General features: G+C 63.7%; 14 protein-coding genes. 4 read left to right on the forward strand and 10 right to left on the reverse strand.

The features are described from left to right. Nucleotides 1-46 precede the first annotated feature (46 nt). A complete protein-coding gene (locus CXY73_RS11585) occupies nt 47-2,611 on the reverse strand; it encodes an ATP-dependent helicase (protein ID WP_104177796.1) in 2,565 nt (854 codons plus the stop codon). Nucleotides 2,612-2,653: 42 nt separating this feature from the next. Then, complete coding sequence (locus tag CXY73_RS11590; RefSeq protein WP_104177797.1) at nt 2,654-3,715, reverse strand: glycerophosphodiester phosphodiesterase family protein; 1,062 nt, start codon at nt 3,713-3,715, stop codon at nt 2,654-2,656. A gap of 219 nt (nt 3,716-3,934) precedes the next feature. On the opposite strand from CXY73_RS11590, the gene CXY73_RS11595 reads away from it, so the two are divergent. Then, nucleotides 3,935-4,753: a Bax inhibitor-1/YccA family protein gene (locus CXY73_RS11595; protein WP_104136480.1), complete on the forward strand. Its 819-nt coding sequence runs from the start codon at nt 3,935-3,937 to the stop codon at nt 4,751-4,753. Nucleotides 4,754-4,843: 90 nt separating this feature from the next. Further along, a complete protein-coding gene (locus CXY73_RS21985) occupies nt 4,844-4,996 on the forward strand; it encodes a hypothetical protein (RefSeq protein ID WP_158253099.1) in 153 nt (50 codons plus the stop codon). Nucleotides 4,997-5,120: 124 nt separating this feature from the next. Here CXY73_RS21985 and CXY73_RS11600 read toward each other — a convergent pair whose 3' ends face one another. Together CXY73_RS11600 and CXY73_RS11605 are read right to left on the reverse strand one after the other, a co-directional pair. Next, the gene (locus tag CXY73_RS11600) at nt 5,121-5,303 is read right to left on the reverse strand and encodes a hypothetical protein (RefSeq protein WP_146071737.1); all 183 of its coding nucleotides are present in this window, start codon (nt 5,301-5,303) and stop codon (nt 5,121-5,123) included. A gap of 21 nt (nt 5,304-5,324) precedes the next feature. Beyond that, nucleotides 5,325-5,522: a hypothetical protein gene (locus CXY73_RS11605; protein ID WP_104177799.1), complete on the reverse strand. Its 198-nt coding sequence runs from the start codon at nt 5,520-5,522 to the stop codon at nt 5,325-5,327. 61 nt (nt 5,523-5,583) lie between these two features. Between CXY73_RS11605 and CXY73_RS11610 the strand changes: the two genes are divergently transcribed. Both CXY73_RS11610 and CXY73_RS11615 read left to right on the forward strand, forming a co-directional pair. Beyond that, complete coding sequence (locus CXY73_RS11610) at nt 5,584-6,804, forward strand: AAA family ATPase (RefSeq protein ID WP_255411384.1); 1,221 nt, start codon at nt 5,584-5,586, stop codon at nt 6,802-6,804. A 423-nt stretch (nt 6,805-7,227) separates the two neighbouring features. Continuing rightward, nucleotides 7,228-8,454: an MFS transporter gene (locus CXY73_RS11615; protein WP_104177801.1), complete on the forward strand. Its 1,227-nt coding sequence runs from the start codon at nt 7,228-7,230 to the stop codon at nt 8,452-8,454. 142 nt (nt 8,455-8,596) lie between these two features. Here the strand turns inward: CXY73_RS11615 and guaA are convergent, their stop codons facing one another. The 6 genes from guaA to CXY73_RS11645 all read right to left on the reverse strand — a co-directional run bounded on the left by guaA (nt 8,597) and on the right by CXY73_RS11645 (nt 15,217). Next, nucleotides 8,597-10,201, reverse strand: a complete 1,605-nt coding sequence (guaA, locus tag CXY73_RS11620) for a glutamine-hydrolyzing GMP synthase (protein ID WP_104177802.1) — start codon at nt 10,199-10,201, stop codon at nt 8,597-8,599. Next, nucleotides 10,198-10,647, reverse strand: a complete 450-nt coding sequence (locus CXY73_RS11625) for a DUF3817 domain-containing protein (protein WP_104136464.1) — start codon at nt 10,645-10,647, stop codon at nt 10,198-10,200. Before CXY73_RS11625 ends, guaA begins: the two co-directional genes overlap by 4 nt. A 10-nt stretch (nt 10,648-10,657) precedes the next feature. After that, complete coding sequence (locus tag CXY73_RS11630) at nt 10,658-11,416, reverse strand: SURF1 family protein (RefSeq protein WP_104177803.1); 759 nt, start codon at nt 11,414-11,416, stop codon at nt 10,658-10,660. 5 nt (nt 11,417-11,421) lie between these two features. Next, nucleotides 11,422-12,876, reverse strand: coding sequence for a cation:proton antiporter (locus CXY73_RS11635; protein WP_104136460.1), 1,455 nt, complete (start codon nt 12,874-12,876; stop codon nt 11,422-11,424). A 3-nt stretch (nt 12,877-12,879) separates the two neighbouring features. After that, complete coding sequence (locus tag CXY73_RS11640; protein WP_233198287.1) at nt 12,880-13,413, reverse strand: cation:proton antiporter regulatory subunit; 534 nt, start codon at nt 13,411-13,413, stop codon at nt 12,880-12,882. A 73-nt stretch (nt 13,414-13,486) separates the two neighbouring features. Beyond that, nucleotides 13,487-15,217 (reverse strand): glycerol-3-phosphate dehydrogenase/oxidase, encoded by a 1,731-nt coding sequence (locus CXY73_RS11645; protein ID WP_104136455.1) that lies wholly within the window; start codon nt 15,215-15,217, stop codon nt 13,487-13,489. Between the last annotated feature and the right edge of the window lie 200 nt (nt 15,218-15,417).

The raw sequence follows: 15,417 nt of genomic DNA on the forward strand, positions 1-15,417 counted from the left end.
CACCAATGCCTCGAGCACTGCTTCGAGCGCTACCGCAACAAGCACGCTAGATCTTTTCGATCGGGGCGATCTTGATCAACAACTTTTTGGCACCCGCGGTGTCGAACTGCACGTGCGCGATGCGCTTGGTACCCTCGCCGGTGACCTGGTTGACCCGGCCTTCGCCGAAGTCGTGGTGGCGAATGCGGTCACCCGCCGCGAGCTCGAGGGTGCCGTTGTCGCGCATCGTGCCGGTGATCTTGTTCGCCCACTCGGTCTTCGGCTTGCCCGGCGGCAGACCGGTCTGCTTCACGCTGTTGCCGTACCCGCTCCGTCCGCCGTAACCGTCGCTCGAGCCAGTGTTGGAACCGCTGTTGAGGGAGTTGCCAAAGCCACCGAAGCCGCCATCGCGGCGCGCATTGAGCGCTCGCGGCTGGGTGCCGCCGCGCGAGTTGGCCATGCCCGGCGACTGCTTCCAGTCGATCAGCTCGGCCGGGATCTCCTGCAGGTAGCGGCTCGGCATCGCCACGTTAATGTCGCCGAACTGGGCGCGGGTCATGGCGAGCGAGAGGTAAAGTCGCTTGCGCGCGCGGGTGATGCCCACGTAGAACAGGCGGCGCTCTTCGGCCGGGCCGCCAGGCTCGTTCGCCGACATCTGGTGCGGCAGTAGCCCTTCCTCGACGCCGGTGAGGAACACAGCCTCATATTCGAGGCCTTTCGCGGTGTGCAGGGTCATCAACGAGACCGTGCCCGAGGCGTCGTCGAGATCGTCGGCCGCGGCCACGAGCGACACCTGGGTGAGAAAGTCGACGAGTCCGCCGTCGGGGTTCTCCTTGTTGAAGTCCTTGGTCTGGGCGACGAGCTCCTCGATGTTCTCGGCCCGCACCTCGTCCTGCGGGTCGCGGCTACCCCGCAGCACGGCTAGCAGCCCGCTGCCGTTCAGCAGAAACTCGAGCACCTCAGAAACGTTGGCAGCACCGACCGGCACACCGTCATCGGTGACCGACGTCGGCACGAGCATGAGCGCGGCGGCGTCGAGTAGTTCGGCGAGCTTGAGGATGGCGCCCGTCACCTTGGGTCCAAGGCCGAGCGCGGCAGAGTTGCGCATGGCCTGGCGAAAGGTGAGCTCGTTGTCGTCGGCGAAGCTCGACAGCCCGGTCTCGGTGGCCGGGCCGATGCCGCGCTTGGGGGTGTTCAGAATGCGGCGTAGCGCGAGTTCATCGACCGGGTTGGCGACGGCGATGAGGTAGGCCAGGGCATCCTTGATCTCGGCGCGCTCGTAGAACTTGGTTCCGCCGACCACCCGGTATGGCGTGGCCGACCGCACCAGAATCTCTTCGAGCGCTCGGGTCTGCGCGTTGGTGCGATAGAACACCGCCATGTCGCGGTAGGCCATGCCGGCCCGGTGCAGAATGTCGATCTCATCGGAGACGAACTGGGCCTCATCGTGACCGGAGTACGCGGTGTAGCCGACGATCTTCTCGCCGTCACCGCCCGCGCTCCACAGCTTCTTGTCTGTACGGTCGAAGTTGTGGCCGATCACCGCGTTCGCCGCCGAGAGAATATTCTGGGTCGACCGGTAGTTCTGCTCGAGCAGGATCACCTTGGCGCCCGGGTAGTCCCGCTCGAATCCGCTGATATTGCGGGTGTCCGCACCGCGGAAGGCGTAGATCGACTGGTCGGAGTCACCGACCACGGTGAGCGAGGCGCCGGGAATGGCACCACTGCCGTCGCGCAAATTGCGCACGTGCACGCCGTCGTCTTCCATCTCCTGCGCGAGCTCGGCCGTGACCGGACGGGTGAGCTCGTGCACGAGGGCGTACTGGGCGTGGTTGGTGTCTTGGTATTCGTCGACCAGCAGGTGCCGAAACCGCCGGCGGTAGAGCGCGGCGACCTTGGGGAACGCGCGGAACAGGTAGACCGTCTCGCCGATGAGGTCGTCGAAGTCGAGGGCGCTCGCGGCGCGCAGCCGGGCGGAGTACTGCCGAAATATCTCGACGAACATGACTTCCTGCGGGTCGCTCATGTTCGCGTTGCGCGCGTAAGAATCGGCGTCGGCGAGCTCGTTCTTGAGTTTGGAAATCTTTGCCCCAGCCGACCCAGGCGTGAAGCCGTAAGTGTCGGCGTCGAGGCCCTTGATGATGCGCTTGAGCGTGACCTTGCTGTCGGCCGAGTCATAGATGCTGAACGTGCGGGAAAGGCCGATCTTCTCGGCTTCGCGGCGCAGAATGCGCACGCAAGAGGAGTGGAACGTACTGATCCACATGCCGTCCGACGCCTGGCCGAGGATGGCGTACACCCGCTCGCGCATTTCGGCGGCGGCCTTGTTGGTGAAGGTGATCGCGAGGATCTGGCTCGGCCAGGCATCGCGGGTTTCGAGCAGGCTCGCCACGCGCCGGGTGAGCACACTGGTCTTGCCCGAACCGGCGCCGGCGATGATGAGCAGCGCCTGGCCGCGGTATTCGACGGCTTCTTTCTGCTGCGGGTTGAGCCCGTCGAGTAGCGGGCTCTGCGCGCTGCTGCCGGTGCCTGCGTAGCTATTAGCCGCTTTTTCAGACGCGTCGAGAATGATCGGCGTGGCCGAGCGGCCGGCGGTTGCGGGCGCGGATTCCGCGTTAAGAGGTGTGATCATGTCAGTTTCCAGTGTAGGCGAGGCCCCTGACACACGGTCCGGTCAGCGCAGGTCGTCGCGCACGTGCACGGCCAGATCCGGGTGGTCGGCAAACACCCCGTCGATGCCGGAGGCGAGAATGACGCGGAACTCCGACTGCCAGTGTCCGAAGTCCCCCTTGCGGGTGCCGCTGCGAAAGGTTTTCGCCAGAAACTTGTTCTCCGGCCGCAGGGTCCAGCAGTAGATCTTGAGCCCGGCAGCGTGGGCATCGTCCACCAGAGCGGATGCCCCGGTCACTTCACCCGCGGCATCCGTTTCGAGGATGAGCGATTTGGGCACGCTGATGCCGTCGACGCCGATATCACTCGTAGCAGTACTGGAGCCCATGCTGCTGCGGGACCCGCCAGACGAGCGGCCGGCGGCGAGGCTCGCGAGTCCGTCGGCCGTGAGGTGGTCGGCGTAACTAAGCGCGCCGGCACCGTACTCCGCGACCTGGTCGACCGGGTGCCCTTCGTCTTCGAGCAGGAAGATGCGTTTGCTGCGCACGCCCTGAGCCCGAACCTGAGCGAGCACGCTCGGTTCGAAGCTCTCGACGGTGAGCCGATCGGTGTTCCAGCCGGCCGCAGAGACCTCGGCCGCGAAGAGTTCCGGCAACGGCAGGCTGAGCCCGGCAAAATAATTGGCGTGCTTGATCTCGGCGACGATCCCGAGCACCCGCTCGGTCTGCTCAGCAGCGGCGTCGACAAGGTCGAACAGGTCGCGCAGGCGCAGTATCGGCTGTTGGTCGTCGAAGGTCGTGTTGCGCTGCCGCAGAGCGGGCAACCGTTCCCGGGCGCGCAGGGTGCTCAGTTCGGCCCAGGTGAAATCCTCGGTGAACCAGCCGGTGACCAGCTTGCCGTCAACGAGCTTCTCGGTGCGGCGAGCGGCGAATTCGGCGCGAGTGCCCACATCTGTTGTGCCGGAGATTTCGTTTTCGTGGCGAATGACGAGCACACCGTCGCGGGTGGCGACCAGGTCGGGTTCGACGGCGTCGGCGCCGAGGGCGAAGGACAAATTAAAAGCTGAGCGCGTATGTTCGGGACGGTAACCGCTCGCTCCTCGGTGGCCAATGATGATCGGTTGCATGGTTTCAGGCTAACGGCAGCGGAAGAACGGATACTGGGGCCGGCATTCGCTTGCAGCGAAACGCTGCCTAATACCGCCCGGAATGCTGCAAATCGGCTGATCCACAGCACATTCGAAAGCGCTCTCCGATAGGTTTAATACAGTGCCGCACCAGGCGCTGCGTGTCGGTTCGCCCGCACACCCGAATACACCACCAGCTGATTGTGAGTACAGCAACCCATGGCATCCTCCAACCCCGCTTTCTCCCGCAACGAAGCGTTCGGCGCTCGTGGCGCAGTGGCGTCGTCGCAGGCCCTCTCTGACAACGATCTGCAGTCGATGTACAACCGGCCATCCGCCGGTTCACAAGACACCGAACGCATGACTTACGAAGACACCATCACCAAGACCGGCCTCGGCTTCGCGCTGCTGCTCGTGGCGGCGATGATCTCCTGGGTCGCCACCCCGGTGCTGCCGTTCCTGTTCATTCTGGGTGCCATCGCCGGGTTCGTGCTCGGCTTGGTCAACACCTTCAAGAAGGAGCCGTCGGCTCCGCTGATCCTCACCTTCGCCGGGGCCCAGGGCCTGTTCGTCGGTGGCATCTCCCGCGTCTTTGAAGACATCTACGGGGGCGTCGTACTGCAGGCGGTTCTCGCCACTCTCGTCGTCGTCGCCGTCACGCTGGCACTGTTCAAGAGCGGCAAGATTCGCGCCTCGAAGAAGGCCACCAAGATCTTCTTGATCGCCATGATCGGCTACGCCGCATTCTCGCTCATCAACGTGGGAATGATGATTTTCGGCGGCACCGACCAGGCCTTCGGTATGCGTAGTACGAGCATCAGCATTCTCGGCTTTGACATCAAGCTCGGCATCCTCATCGGACTGCTCGCGGTGCTGCTGGCCGCGTACTCGCTCGTGCTCGACTTCGATTTCATCCAGAAGGGCGTCAACAACCACCTGCCCCGCAAATACGGCTGGACCGGAGCCTTTGGCATCATAATGACCGTTGTCTGGCTCTACGTCGAAATGCTGCGCATCTTCGTCCTCACCCGGGAGTAGCCGCAGCCGCATTCGATTAGGCGCCCTCGTTCTCTGAACGCGGGCGCTTTTTCGTACTCCGCGCACGCCGCACTGTGGTTGGCTTAAGTCATGAGTTTCACTGAACTGCACGCGTTGCTCCCGCTCGAAGCAAACGGCCTGACCGTCACGTTCGGCTACATCGGCAGCGCCATCGTGCTCCTCGGACTGGCCTACGTCGTCGTCCACGCTATCCGGCGTTATATCAAAGCCCCCAAAGACTGAGCCAGCGGATGCCCGCGCTGCGGATGTTGCTGCGACGGTGCAGAGAACCGGCCGGTTTTGGGGCCGTGGCCACGATGACGATCCCCGCGATCTGAATCGGGACCAGGTGCTCGCCGGCGATCGTTCAGCCAAGCAGGATGGCCACGACCGGGCTCAACAGTCCCAGGAACGCAATGGTGCTGGCCGGCAGGCGTGCGATGCCGTGGAACCAGGCGACGTAGAGCACGATGCCGGACGCCATGCAGACGGTACCGCGGACCGCGGCCAGGATTCCGACAGCGTCCAGCTTCGCCTGCGATTGAAGCACGATGAGGCTCACACCGAGCGCTCAAGCCGCGCCGCTCACCAGCACGCGCCCGGTCATCCGCTCGTGGAGAACCTTGCTGGCGAGGAATACCACAACGAGCAGCTGCAGGCCACAAACGATGGCGGCCACTCCGCCGGGCAACCGGTACGCCGCGATGAAGAGCAGGGCGAAGAACGCCCCAATGTTGAGCACGCCGAGCACCCAGGACTTCCGCCACACTCGCCGCCCGGCTACTCGCTTCTAAAGGAAATCTGTTATTATCTTGGATAAGAACAAGTATTTGTTAGAACCGAGTGACCGGGGAGTTCTCATCAAGAATCCATATCGTCCCGGAGCGGCGAACACTCCTCTCTTTCTTGCTGGGCGGGAGAGTCAGGAAAGAATCTTGCGGGCGATACTCCGGGGAGCGCCCGAAATCCCGGCCAACTATCGCATCACGGGACTCCGTGGCGTGGGGAAGACCGTGTTGCTCAAGCGCTTCGAAGAAGTCACCAAGGGAGAGCTCAACTGGGCTGTCGGCCGGTTGCAGTTGGAGCCGCGGCACAATCGCGAAGAAGCCATCGTGGCAATTCTCCACGATCTTCTACTGGAGGTTCAGGCCCAGGTTTCACGGACCGAGAGCCTTCGTCAGAAGACGGAGGCCGTCATCAGTGGTGCACGAGCGTTGGCGACAATGACGTTTGAGGACGTCACCGTGTCTCTGGGCGGTTCAGCCACTTCCAAGGAATCCGATCTTGCCTCCGACCTTCTGGATACGGTTCGGATCGCCGTGAAATCCGGAAAGGGAGGACTTGTCCTGATGCTCGACGAGGCGCAAGTACTCGTCGACGACAAGGACCGTGATGGGCAGCATCCACTCTCACTGCTCATTGCCGCAATCAACTCGCTACAGGAACAACAGGTGCCAATTGCACTCGTGCTGTGCGGCCTGCCTACGCTGATTGCGAACCTGCTCCAGGCTCGCACATACAGCGAGCGCATGTTCCGCGGTGAAGAGGTAGGCCGCCTAACGCGCGCCCAGACCCGTGAAGCGTTCCTCCGTCCCCTGGATGGCACAGGCAAAGAAGCCACCGACGATCTCGTGAGCGCCGTCATGGACGACGTAGAAGGATATCCGTATTTCGTGCAGTTGTGGGGTGCCGAGCTCTGGGAGGATGCCATCGACACCTCATCGGACGTCTTGACTGTGGACCTACTGAAAGGCCTTCGCGAGGCGATTTTCAAGCGCTTGGACCACGATTTCTACGCGCCCCGGCTTGACTCGCTCACGCCTGCCGAGCAAGACCTTCTCCTGCTGACCGGAGCCTGCGAGTATCCGCCGTTGCGGACGGCCGACATACACCAGGTCACATCTCGAAAACAGGGAAACGTCAACGTCTTGATGGGCAGGCTGGCCGACCAGGGAGTGGTGTACCGGTTGCAAAAAGGCATCTACGAATACACTGCACCGAAGTTTCACGAGTTTCTGATTCGGCGACGACGAAGCACAACCTGGACGTAATCGCGACGCCGTCCGATCTGCGGAGCGACCGCAGGTAGCGCCGACGCGCAACTAGTTGAGCGACGCTAAGCAGCGGGTAGAGAGTACGCCACGGTTGCTGGGGTGCCGCCCGCGTGAGCGAGCGCAGGGTGAGACGCACCTCGTTGCCGCGACGATGCACGATGACCGCCTCACCGCGCCCGACAACGGCTGACCACTTCCGAGCATTGGAATCGTCGGTCGCTCGCCGCCCAGTCACGAAGTTCAGGTCTGGTCATGATCTCCCAACACGCCAGGTACTCGCCGTTGTGCCACGAGTCGCTCGCCGATCTCGCGGCCAGGAATGAGTGCGGGCGTCATCTGTCGAGTCAAACGCACCGCCTGACGCCGGGAGACCGAGGTTTGCCCTGAGCGCAGCGGGGCGCCTGCCCTAGACTCGGGGTCATGTCGCTCGGTCGCCCATTTCGAGCGCTCTGGGCGGCAAGTGCTTCCTCGAATCTGGCCGACGGAATCGCGTTCATCTCGATGCCGCTCCTGGCGGCATCGCTCACCGACGATCCGCGGCTCGTCGCCGGACTGGCGACCACCTACGCCCTGGTTCGGCTGCTGGTCGCGCTGCCCATCGGGGTCTGGGTCGACCGGATCGACCGGCGCACAATGCTGATCACCGCCAACCTCATCCGCGGGCTCGTCGTGATCGCCCTGGCCGTCTCCGTGCACCTGGAAGTTGCAAACCTGTCGCTGCTCTATGCCGTGTTTGCTGTGATCGGAACGCTGGAGAGCGCGGCGGACAACGCATCCGTTTCGTTGCTGCCTTCGATCGTGCCCGAAGAACAGCTCGATCGCGCTAACGGTCGCATCTCAGCCGCGCAACTGATTGCCGACGAGTTCGCAGGACCGCCGCTCGGCGGACTCCTGTTTGCCGTCGCGGCCGCGGCTCCCATGTACCTCATGGGCGGACTCTGGGCTGCCGCCGGACTTCTCGCACTGGCACTACCAATGCGCCGGATCGGTGATTCACGTTTTGAACTGACGCCGCGCCGGCCCATTTTTCGCGAGGCCCTGCAGGGTGCCCGCTGGCTGGCCGGCAACCGCACCGTTGGTGGACTCGGCCTGATCGGCGCCCTCGCGAGCGTGGGCTACATGCTCCCGTTCTCGATCCTCGTTCTGTTCGCTGAGGAGCGGCTACAGCTCGACAGCCTGGGCTACGGGTTGATCCTCGCCATTTCAGCGCTCGGCGGCCTGGTCGGATCATTCACGACCGCGAGGATCCGAGCGTGGGTCGGTTTCCGACGCACAATTATCGCAAGCCTCGTCACGGGCGCTATGTCACTCTTCACGCTCTCAATCACCACGAATGGGATCATCGCCGCAGCGCTGCTCACGGTCTACATCCTCCACGCCGTGGTGTGGGGAATCTGCGCCACCTCGCTGCGACAGCGACTCGTGCCCGACGCGCTCCGCGGCCGCATCAACGCGGCATCTCATATGCTGAGCTTTCTCGGGCTGGCACTCGGCTCTGCCCTCGGCGGCCTGTTGGCCGTCGTCAGCCTGCCGCTTCCGATCGCCGTCGGCGGCGCTGTCTTCGCATGCTGTGCTCTGCTCGCAGCCGTCGTCATCCCCCACAATCCCGCCCAACAAATTGATGGCCGCCGCACCCGATATGGGTAGCCGCTACGCCGATTACCGTAGCAGGGCGCTGGCCAGGCGACGGCGCCCACGAACGGATGCCCACGCCGGGTACACAGGAAGGGCCGACTCTCCGCGAGCCGACCCTTCCTGTCACGCTACTGCCTTTGACGGTGCGGTGAGATCACTCCCACTCGATGGTTCCCGGCGGCTTCGACGTGACGTCGAGCACGACACGGTTTACCCCATCTACCTCGTTAGTGATGCGGTTCGAAATCTTGGCCAGCAGATCGTAGGGCAGGCGAGTCCAGTCAGCGGTCATGGCGTCTTCCGACGACACGGGTCGCAGCACGATGGGGTGACCATAGGTGCGGCCGTCACCCTGCACGCCCACTGACCGCACGTCGGCGAGCAGCACGACCGGGCACTGCCAGATCTCCCGGTCGAGGCCGGCGGCGGTCAGTTCGAAGCGCACGATCGCGTCCGCTTTGCGCAGCAGGTCGAGGCGTTCCTGGGTGATTGAACCGACGATGCGTATGCCCAGGCCGGGGCCGGGAAAAGGCTGGCGCTGCACGATTTCGGCTGGCAGGCCGAGCTCGGCGCCGATCGCGCGCACCTCATCTTTGAACAGGGTGCGCAGCGGTTCGACCAGTTCGAACTTGAGGTCGTCGGGCAGGCCGCCGACGTTGTGATGGCTCTTGATGTTGGCGGTACCGCTGCCGCCGCCGGATTCGACGACATCGGGGTAGAGCGTGCCCTGCACGAGGAAACGGATCGGGTCGCCGTCGATTTCCTTGGCCTCTTCGATCAGTTCGGCCTGGGCCTGCTCAAACGTACGGATGAACTCGCGGCCGATGATTTTGCGCTTGGTCTCCGGGTCGCTCACGCCTTTCAGAGCATCGAGGAACTGCTCACGCACGTCGACAGTGACCAGGCGGATGCCGGTGGCCTTGACGTAATCCTCTTCAACCTGCCGACGCTCGTCTTCGCGCAGCAAGCCGTGGTCGACGAAAACGCAGACCAGCTGGTCACCGATGGCCTTGTGTACCAGGGCCGCGGCCACGGCGGAGTCGACTCCGCCGGACAGGCCGCAGATGACCTTGCCGGTGCCGACCTGGGCACGAATCTTGGCGACCTGCTCAGCGATGACGTTACCGCTGTTCCAGTCGGGGTTGATGCCCGCGGCGCGGTGCAGAAAGTTCTCCAACACGTGCTGGCCGTTTTCGGAGTGCTTGACCTCCGGGTGCCACTGCACGCCGTAGAGCCGCTTCTTGTCATTGGCGAACGCTGCGACCGGGGTGGAGGTCGACGAGGCCAGCACAGTGAAGCCCGCCGGCGCGGTAGCGACCGAGTCGCCGTGGCTCATCCAGACCGTTTGGCTGTTGGGCTGGTCGGCCAGCAGCACGTTGTCGGCGTTACTGACGACGACCGGGGTCGAGCCGTATTCGCGGGCTCCCGTATGGGCGACGGTACCGCCGAGGGCGGTCGCCATCACCTGAAAGCCATAGCAAATGCCAAGCACGGGCACGCCGAGCTCGAAGATCTCCGCATCGAAGGCGGGCGCGCCGTCGGCGTAGACGCTCGACGGGCCACCACTCAGCACGATTCCACGCGGATTTTTGGCGAGAACTTCGGCGGCGGTGATGGTGTGCGGCACGATCTCCGAATAGACGGATGCCTCACGCACGCGCCGTGCGATCAGCTGCGCGTACTGCGCACCGAAGTCGACCACGAGAACGGGGCGATCCAGCCCTGAGTCGGCGATTGGGACATCCGCTGAAATGGTCATGCCTGGGCCTTCGCCGCCTCGGCAACTGCCGCGGTCTTTTCGGTATTCTCGGCGAGGAAGCGCTTCACCGTGCGAGCAACGGGGACTTCCACGATGAAGGACAGGGTGGGGACGACGCCGCCGAAAGCAATGAGCACGAAGCGCCAAAACGGCCAGCGCATGAGACTCCAGAGGCGGAAGTCGGCGAACAGGTAGAGCACGTAGAACCAGCCGTGCGCGATCAGAATGCCGGTGCTGAGGTTGATCGCGGCCACCGTGTCGGTCGGAACGATCGCGAGGAACCCCTGCGAACCACCCATCTCGATCTCGTGGCCGAAGCCGTACTTGATGACCATTTCGATGCAGAGCAGCAGCAGGAAGACACCGGTGATGGTCGATGACACCTGGTACAGCCGCAGTGCACCGGGAATTCTGGAGATATCGGCGGGCTTGGGTAGACGAGGCATGTGCCTAATTCTACGCGCCAGCAGTGAGGGCTTCGGCGTCTTCAATTTCGCGCTCCAGGGCGTCGCGTACCAGACGGTACCAAAGGAACACGGCGAAGCCGGCGAAGACGACCCACTCGATGGCATAGAAGATGTTCAGCCAGTTCAGCGACTGGTCGACTTCGGGCACCGGGGAATCAATCAGGTCGAGGCCGGCGGCGGCCTCACTGTCGACGATGTAGCCAGAATAGACCGACTCGTCGCTGAAATCGGCCCACAAATTGATCAGAGCGGATGGCGCAACCTTGGTCATTTCCATCGAGTCGCCCTCCGGGTCGGGCAGCTCCGGGGCCTCGCCGGTGAGAAAGCGTCCGTTCAGCGCGACGGGAGCGTTAGCCGGTTCCTTTTCGAGTACCTCGATGACCGATTGGGCGGTGGCCTGGTCTGGAGCCCAGCCGCGCGCGACGGCGATGCTGGTGGCGGCATCCGTTTGAAAATGGCTAACCACCCAGAAGCCATCGATGCCGCCGTTGAGCCGCGTGGTGATGAGCTGCTCGTCACCGGGCACCCAGGAGCCCTTCGTCGTGACCATCTGGCCGGTCGCGATCTGGGTCACCGTGCCGTCGGGCTGCGCCACTTCGGCGAGGGGCTTCACCTGCTCGGTCGCTCGCTCCACCACGACGCCGGACTCGATGGCACGCTCGAGCTGCCAGTGTCCGAGCAGGGCGAATGCCGCGGCGATGCCGAGGGCCAGCAGCAGCGCGAGCACCCAGCGGGGGCGCAGCATCATTCTGATCACGAATAGTCACCTGTGTGAGTTTCTCGCCCGGGTTTGCGTGCCGGTCTGTCGGCGTCATCATCGGGATCTGGGGTGTGCTGGCCGAGCGCGAAATCGGCCATTGAGTCTAAGCGTTTCGCTTCTGTAACCGTATCTTCCGTAGCTTGAGAATTGACCGAGCCACGTTTGGTTGCCCGCCGGGCGTACTCGTCGGCGTCCGCGGCCTGCGCCGCCGTCGCCGCCTCGACGAGCGCGATTTCCTCGCCCCGCATCGGATTGCGCGCTGCCCCCGTAGAAACGGATACCGGCACCCGGCGGCGCAACGCCGACCCGATCTTCTCCGAATTCGCCGCGAACAGCGGGCCAAGGATGGCCATGGAAAGCACGTACAGGCCGGCGAACGGTTGCAGGCGCGGATCGAGCCCGGCCGATACCGACAGGGTCGCCAGAATCAGGGTGAATTCGCCGCGGTTGACGAAGATCGCCGCGGTGTTGAGGGCTTCGCGTGGCCCCATTTTGTGCAGCCACGCCAGCAGTGCGCCCGACAGCAGACTGAGCACAAAGGTCATCCCGATGGCGATGAGCACCACGCCGATCACCGAACCGAACTGGGCGATATCGAGGGCGAGACCAAAGTTGAGAAAGAAGAACGCCGCAAAGATATCGCGCAGGGGCACGGCGACACGTTCGATCTTGGCGCGGTAGCTGCTCGCGCCGAGCACGACGCCGATCAGGAACGCGCCGATGGCATCCGTCACGCCGATGATCTCGCCGATGCCGGCGAACAGCACGACCAGACCGAAGAACAAAATGGTGAACAGTTCGTCATCCTTGGTGCGCATGAGACGCGACACCACCCGGCCACCCCAGCGGGCAAGAGAGAACATGGCGACCAGAAAGAGGAACGCGATGGACAGCTGCAGCACGATCGGCCAGATCTCGGTCTTACCGCTGAGCACGACGGAGACGATGGAGAGGTAGATCGCGATGAAGATGTCACCCACGACGGTCACGCCGAGAATCATCGGTGTCTCTTTATTGGCTAAGCGTCGCAGCTCGATCAGGAGTTTGGTGATGATGGCGCTCGACGAGGTGCCGGTCATGCCAGCGATGACGAGGGCCTCGCGTGGTCCCCAGCCGACCAACAGGCCGAACACGAAGCCCGCTCCCATGTTGATGAGAATCCAGGATCCACCGGAGATGATCAGCGTTTTGGCGTTACCGAAGAACTCTTCCTGGTCGAACTCGAGGCCAAGGCTGAACAAAAGCAGGATCAGGCCGAACACGGCGATGAGCTCGATATCGCCGGACTGAAAGTCGAGGGGGAAGAAGTCGGTGTTGGGGCTCGCGAGCACGCCCACGATCATGTAGATGGGGATGGTGGGGAGCCCGATCACCTTGCCCAAGCGGCCAAGAACGTAGGCGACGACGAGGAGGATGCCGAGAACGAGGAGGTCTTCGCCCAAGTGCATCGCTTACCCCGCTGGTGGAGCGTCGACGGTCTTGGCCTTCACTTCACCGGTACGAAAGAAAGCGAAGGCCTTGACGACTTTTTCCGGCGAGCCGGCGACGACGAGGGTATCACCGGGGAAGACCTTGAAGTCGGCGGCGGGGGCCGGATTAGCGGATTCACCGCGCACGACGGCGACAACAGTGAGACCCGCAATGCCACGGTCGGCCGGATTGCCGAGGGCCTGGCCGGCGATGTGGTCTTCGTAGTCGACGGTGAACCAATCGATGCTGAGGCCAGGGATCTGGTCGAGGGCGCTGAGCGACTCGGTGATCTGGGTGCCGCCGAGCAACTCGGCGAGGGTGTGCGCCTCGTCTTCGTTGAGCCTCAGCGAGACCTTGCTCGCGTCGGGGCCGCCTTCATCATCGGCAAAGGTGATGAGATCGCTGTGGCCGGATCGGTGGGCGATGACGCCGACCTTGCCACCGTCATCTGTGATAAAGGTGTGCAATACACCCACGCCGGGAAGTTTGACCCGCCGAACATCAACCATTGTCATGACTCCTGAGCTATAAGGGCAGTCCCCCTATTCTACCGGAGCCGCTTTTGCTCCAGCGCGGCAGCTGCGCGCGCTAGGTAGTCACCACGATGTCGGGGGCTTCCAGGCGTACCCGGTCGGCGGACTCGTCGTCCGGTTGCTCCTGCGAAGCGCGCTCGGCGGCGACCCGGGTGAGGTAGAACCCTACCTCACGGTCGATACGCTCCTGGTCCCAGCCCAACACGCCGGCCATGAGCACTGCCGCGACCGGTGCGGCCGACACCCCGCGATCCCACGCCTCGATCGAGATGCGGGTACGCCGAGCGAGCACGTCTTCGAGGTGCAGTGCGCCTTCATGCGAGGCCGCGTAGACCACTTCGGCGCCGATGTAGTCGTCGGCGCCGGGCAACGGTTCGGCGAGCGCCGGGGTAGCGCGAATCAGGTCGAGCAGCTCGTCGGTGAGGGTGCCGTACCGGTTGAGCAGGTGTTCGACGCGCACCGTGTGCAGGCCGAACGCCTTGGCGATCTTGCCGCGCTTGTTCCAGGCGGCTTGGTACCCTTCAGCCCCCAGCAGGGGGATGTCCTGGGTCGCCGAAGCAGGAATGCGGCCATCGAGGGCCGAGACCGCAGCGTCCACTGCGTCCTTGGCCATGATGCGGTAGGTGGTCCACTTGCCACCGGCGATCACGACGAGGCCGGGAACGGAGTGTCCGACGAGATGTTCGCGGGAGAGCTTGGAGGTCTGGTCGCTCTCGCCGGCCAGGAGCGGACGGAGACCCGCGTAGACACCCTCGACGTCTTCCCGGGTGAGAGGTACCGTCAAAACCTCATTGATGTGTTCGAGGATGTAATCGATGTCGGCCGCCGTCGCGGCCGGGTGCGCCTTGTCGAGGTACCAGTCGGTGTCGGTCGTGCCGATGAGCCAGTGCCGGCCCCACGGGATAACGAACAGAACGCTCTTCTCTGTGCGCAGCAGCAGTCCCATCGCGCTCTGGAACCGGTCGCGCGGCACCACGAGGTGCACGCCCTTCGACGCCCGCACTTTGAAGGTTCCACGCTCGCCGACCATGCGCTGGGTGTCGTCAGTCCAGACCCCGGTCGCGTTCACGACCTGTTTGGCCCGCACCTCGAAGTGTTCGTCGGTCTGCAGGTCGTGGGCGCGCACGCCGACGACGCGCTCCCCCACCTTGATGAAGCCTTCGACGCGCACCCGGCTGGCCGCGTGGGCACCATAGAACGAGGCGGTGCGCACCAGAGACGAGACGTAGCGGGCGTCGTCGACCTGGGCGTCGTAGTAGGTGATGCCGCCGACCAGGGCGTCGTTAGCGAGACTCGGAATAAGCTTCTGCACCTGACTTTTCGACAGGTGGCGGTGGTGCGGCACGCCCGGCGGGCGCCCGCCGGTGTAGGAGAAGATGTCGTAGAGCAGCATGCCGGCACCGATGTAGAACCGTTCGGTGAAGCGCTTCTTGAGCGGGTACAGAAACCGCACCGGCTTTACCAAGTGCGGCGCGATGCGCTGCAGCAGCAGACCCCGCTCGGTGAGCGCCTCGCGCACCAGACGAAAGTCCAGCTGCTCCAGATAGCGGATGCCGCCATGCACGAGCTTGGACGACCGGCTCGATGTGCCAGACGCCCAGTCCCGCGCCTCCAAAATACCCACGCTCAGACCGCGCGTGACGGCATCGAGGGCGGCCCCGGCACCGACAATACCGCCGCCGACGACAAGAATGTCGAGCTCTTTGTCTTTGAGCTTGGCCAGAGCGGCGCCCCGCTCCTCAGGCCCCAATTTTGTGGAACGGGTGACCGATTTTTGGGAGGCCATTACTACTCCTGTTCAGACTCAGTGTTTAAGACGAGAGGTCAGGGAGGTGCGACGAACACCTGCGATAACAGTGTTGCGGGTAATGCTGAAAGTACGTCTGTCTTCGAAGTTAGTTCACACCGACGCTAGTTCACACCGACGCTAGTTCACACCGACGCTAGTTCACACCGACGCTAGTTCACACCGACGCTAGTTCACAC

The organism is Cryobacterium sp. Y50 (assembly GCF_002929805.1).
GTDB lineage: Bacteria > Actinomycetota > Actinomycetes > Actinomycetales > Microbacteriaceae > Cryobacterium.

Coding starts and splice junctions, on each gene's coding strand:
- CXY73_RS11635 (WP_104136460.1), bottom strand. CDS start 12,876: ATGCACTTGGGCGAAGACCTCCTCGTTCTCGGCATCCTCCTCGTCGTC.
- CXY73_RS11590 (WP_104177797.1), bottom strand. CDS start 3,715: ATGCAACCGATCATCATTGGCCACCGAGGAGCGAGCGGTTACCGTCCC.
- CXY73_RS21985 (WP_158253099.1), top strand. CDS start 4,844: ATGAGTTTCACTGAACTGCACGCGTTGCTCCCGCTCGAAGCAAACGGC.
- CXY73_RS11615 (WP_104177801.1), top strand. CDS start 7,228: ATGTCGCTCGGTCGCCCATTTCGAGCGCTCTGGGCGGCAAGTGCTTCC.
- CXY73_RS11640 (WP_233198287.1), bottom strand. CDS start 13,413: ATGACAATGGTTGATGTTCGGCGGGTCAAACTTCCCGGCGTGGGTGTA.
- CXY73_RS11585 (WP_104177796.1), bottom strand. CDS start 2,611: ATGATCACACCTCTTAACGCGGAATCCGCGCCCGCAACCGCCGGCCGC.
- CXY73_RS11645 (WP_104136455.1), bottom strand. CDS start 15,217: ATGGCCTCCCAAAAATCGGTCACCCGTTCCACAAAATTGGGGCCTGAG.
- CXY73_RS11625 (WP_104136464.1), bottom strand. CDS start 10,647: ATGCCTCGTCTACCCAAGCCCGCCGATATCTCCAGAATTCCCGGTGCA.
- CXY73_RS11630 (WP_104177803.1), bottom strand. CDS start 11,416: ATGATGCTGCGCCCCCGCTGGGTGCTCGCGCTGCTGCTGGCCCTCGGC.
- guaA (WP_104177802.1), bottom strand. CDS start 10,201: ATGACCATTTCAGCGGATGTCCCAATCGCCGACTCAGGGCTGGATCGC.
- CXY73_RS11595 (WP_104136480.1), top strand. CDS start 3,935: ATGGCATCCTCCAACCCCGCTTTCTCCCGCAACGAAGCGTTCGGCGCT.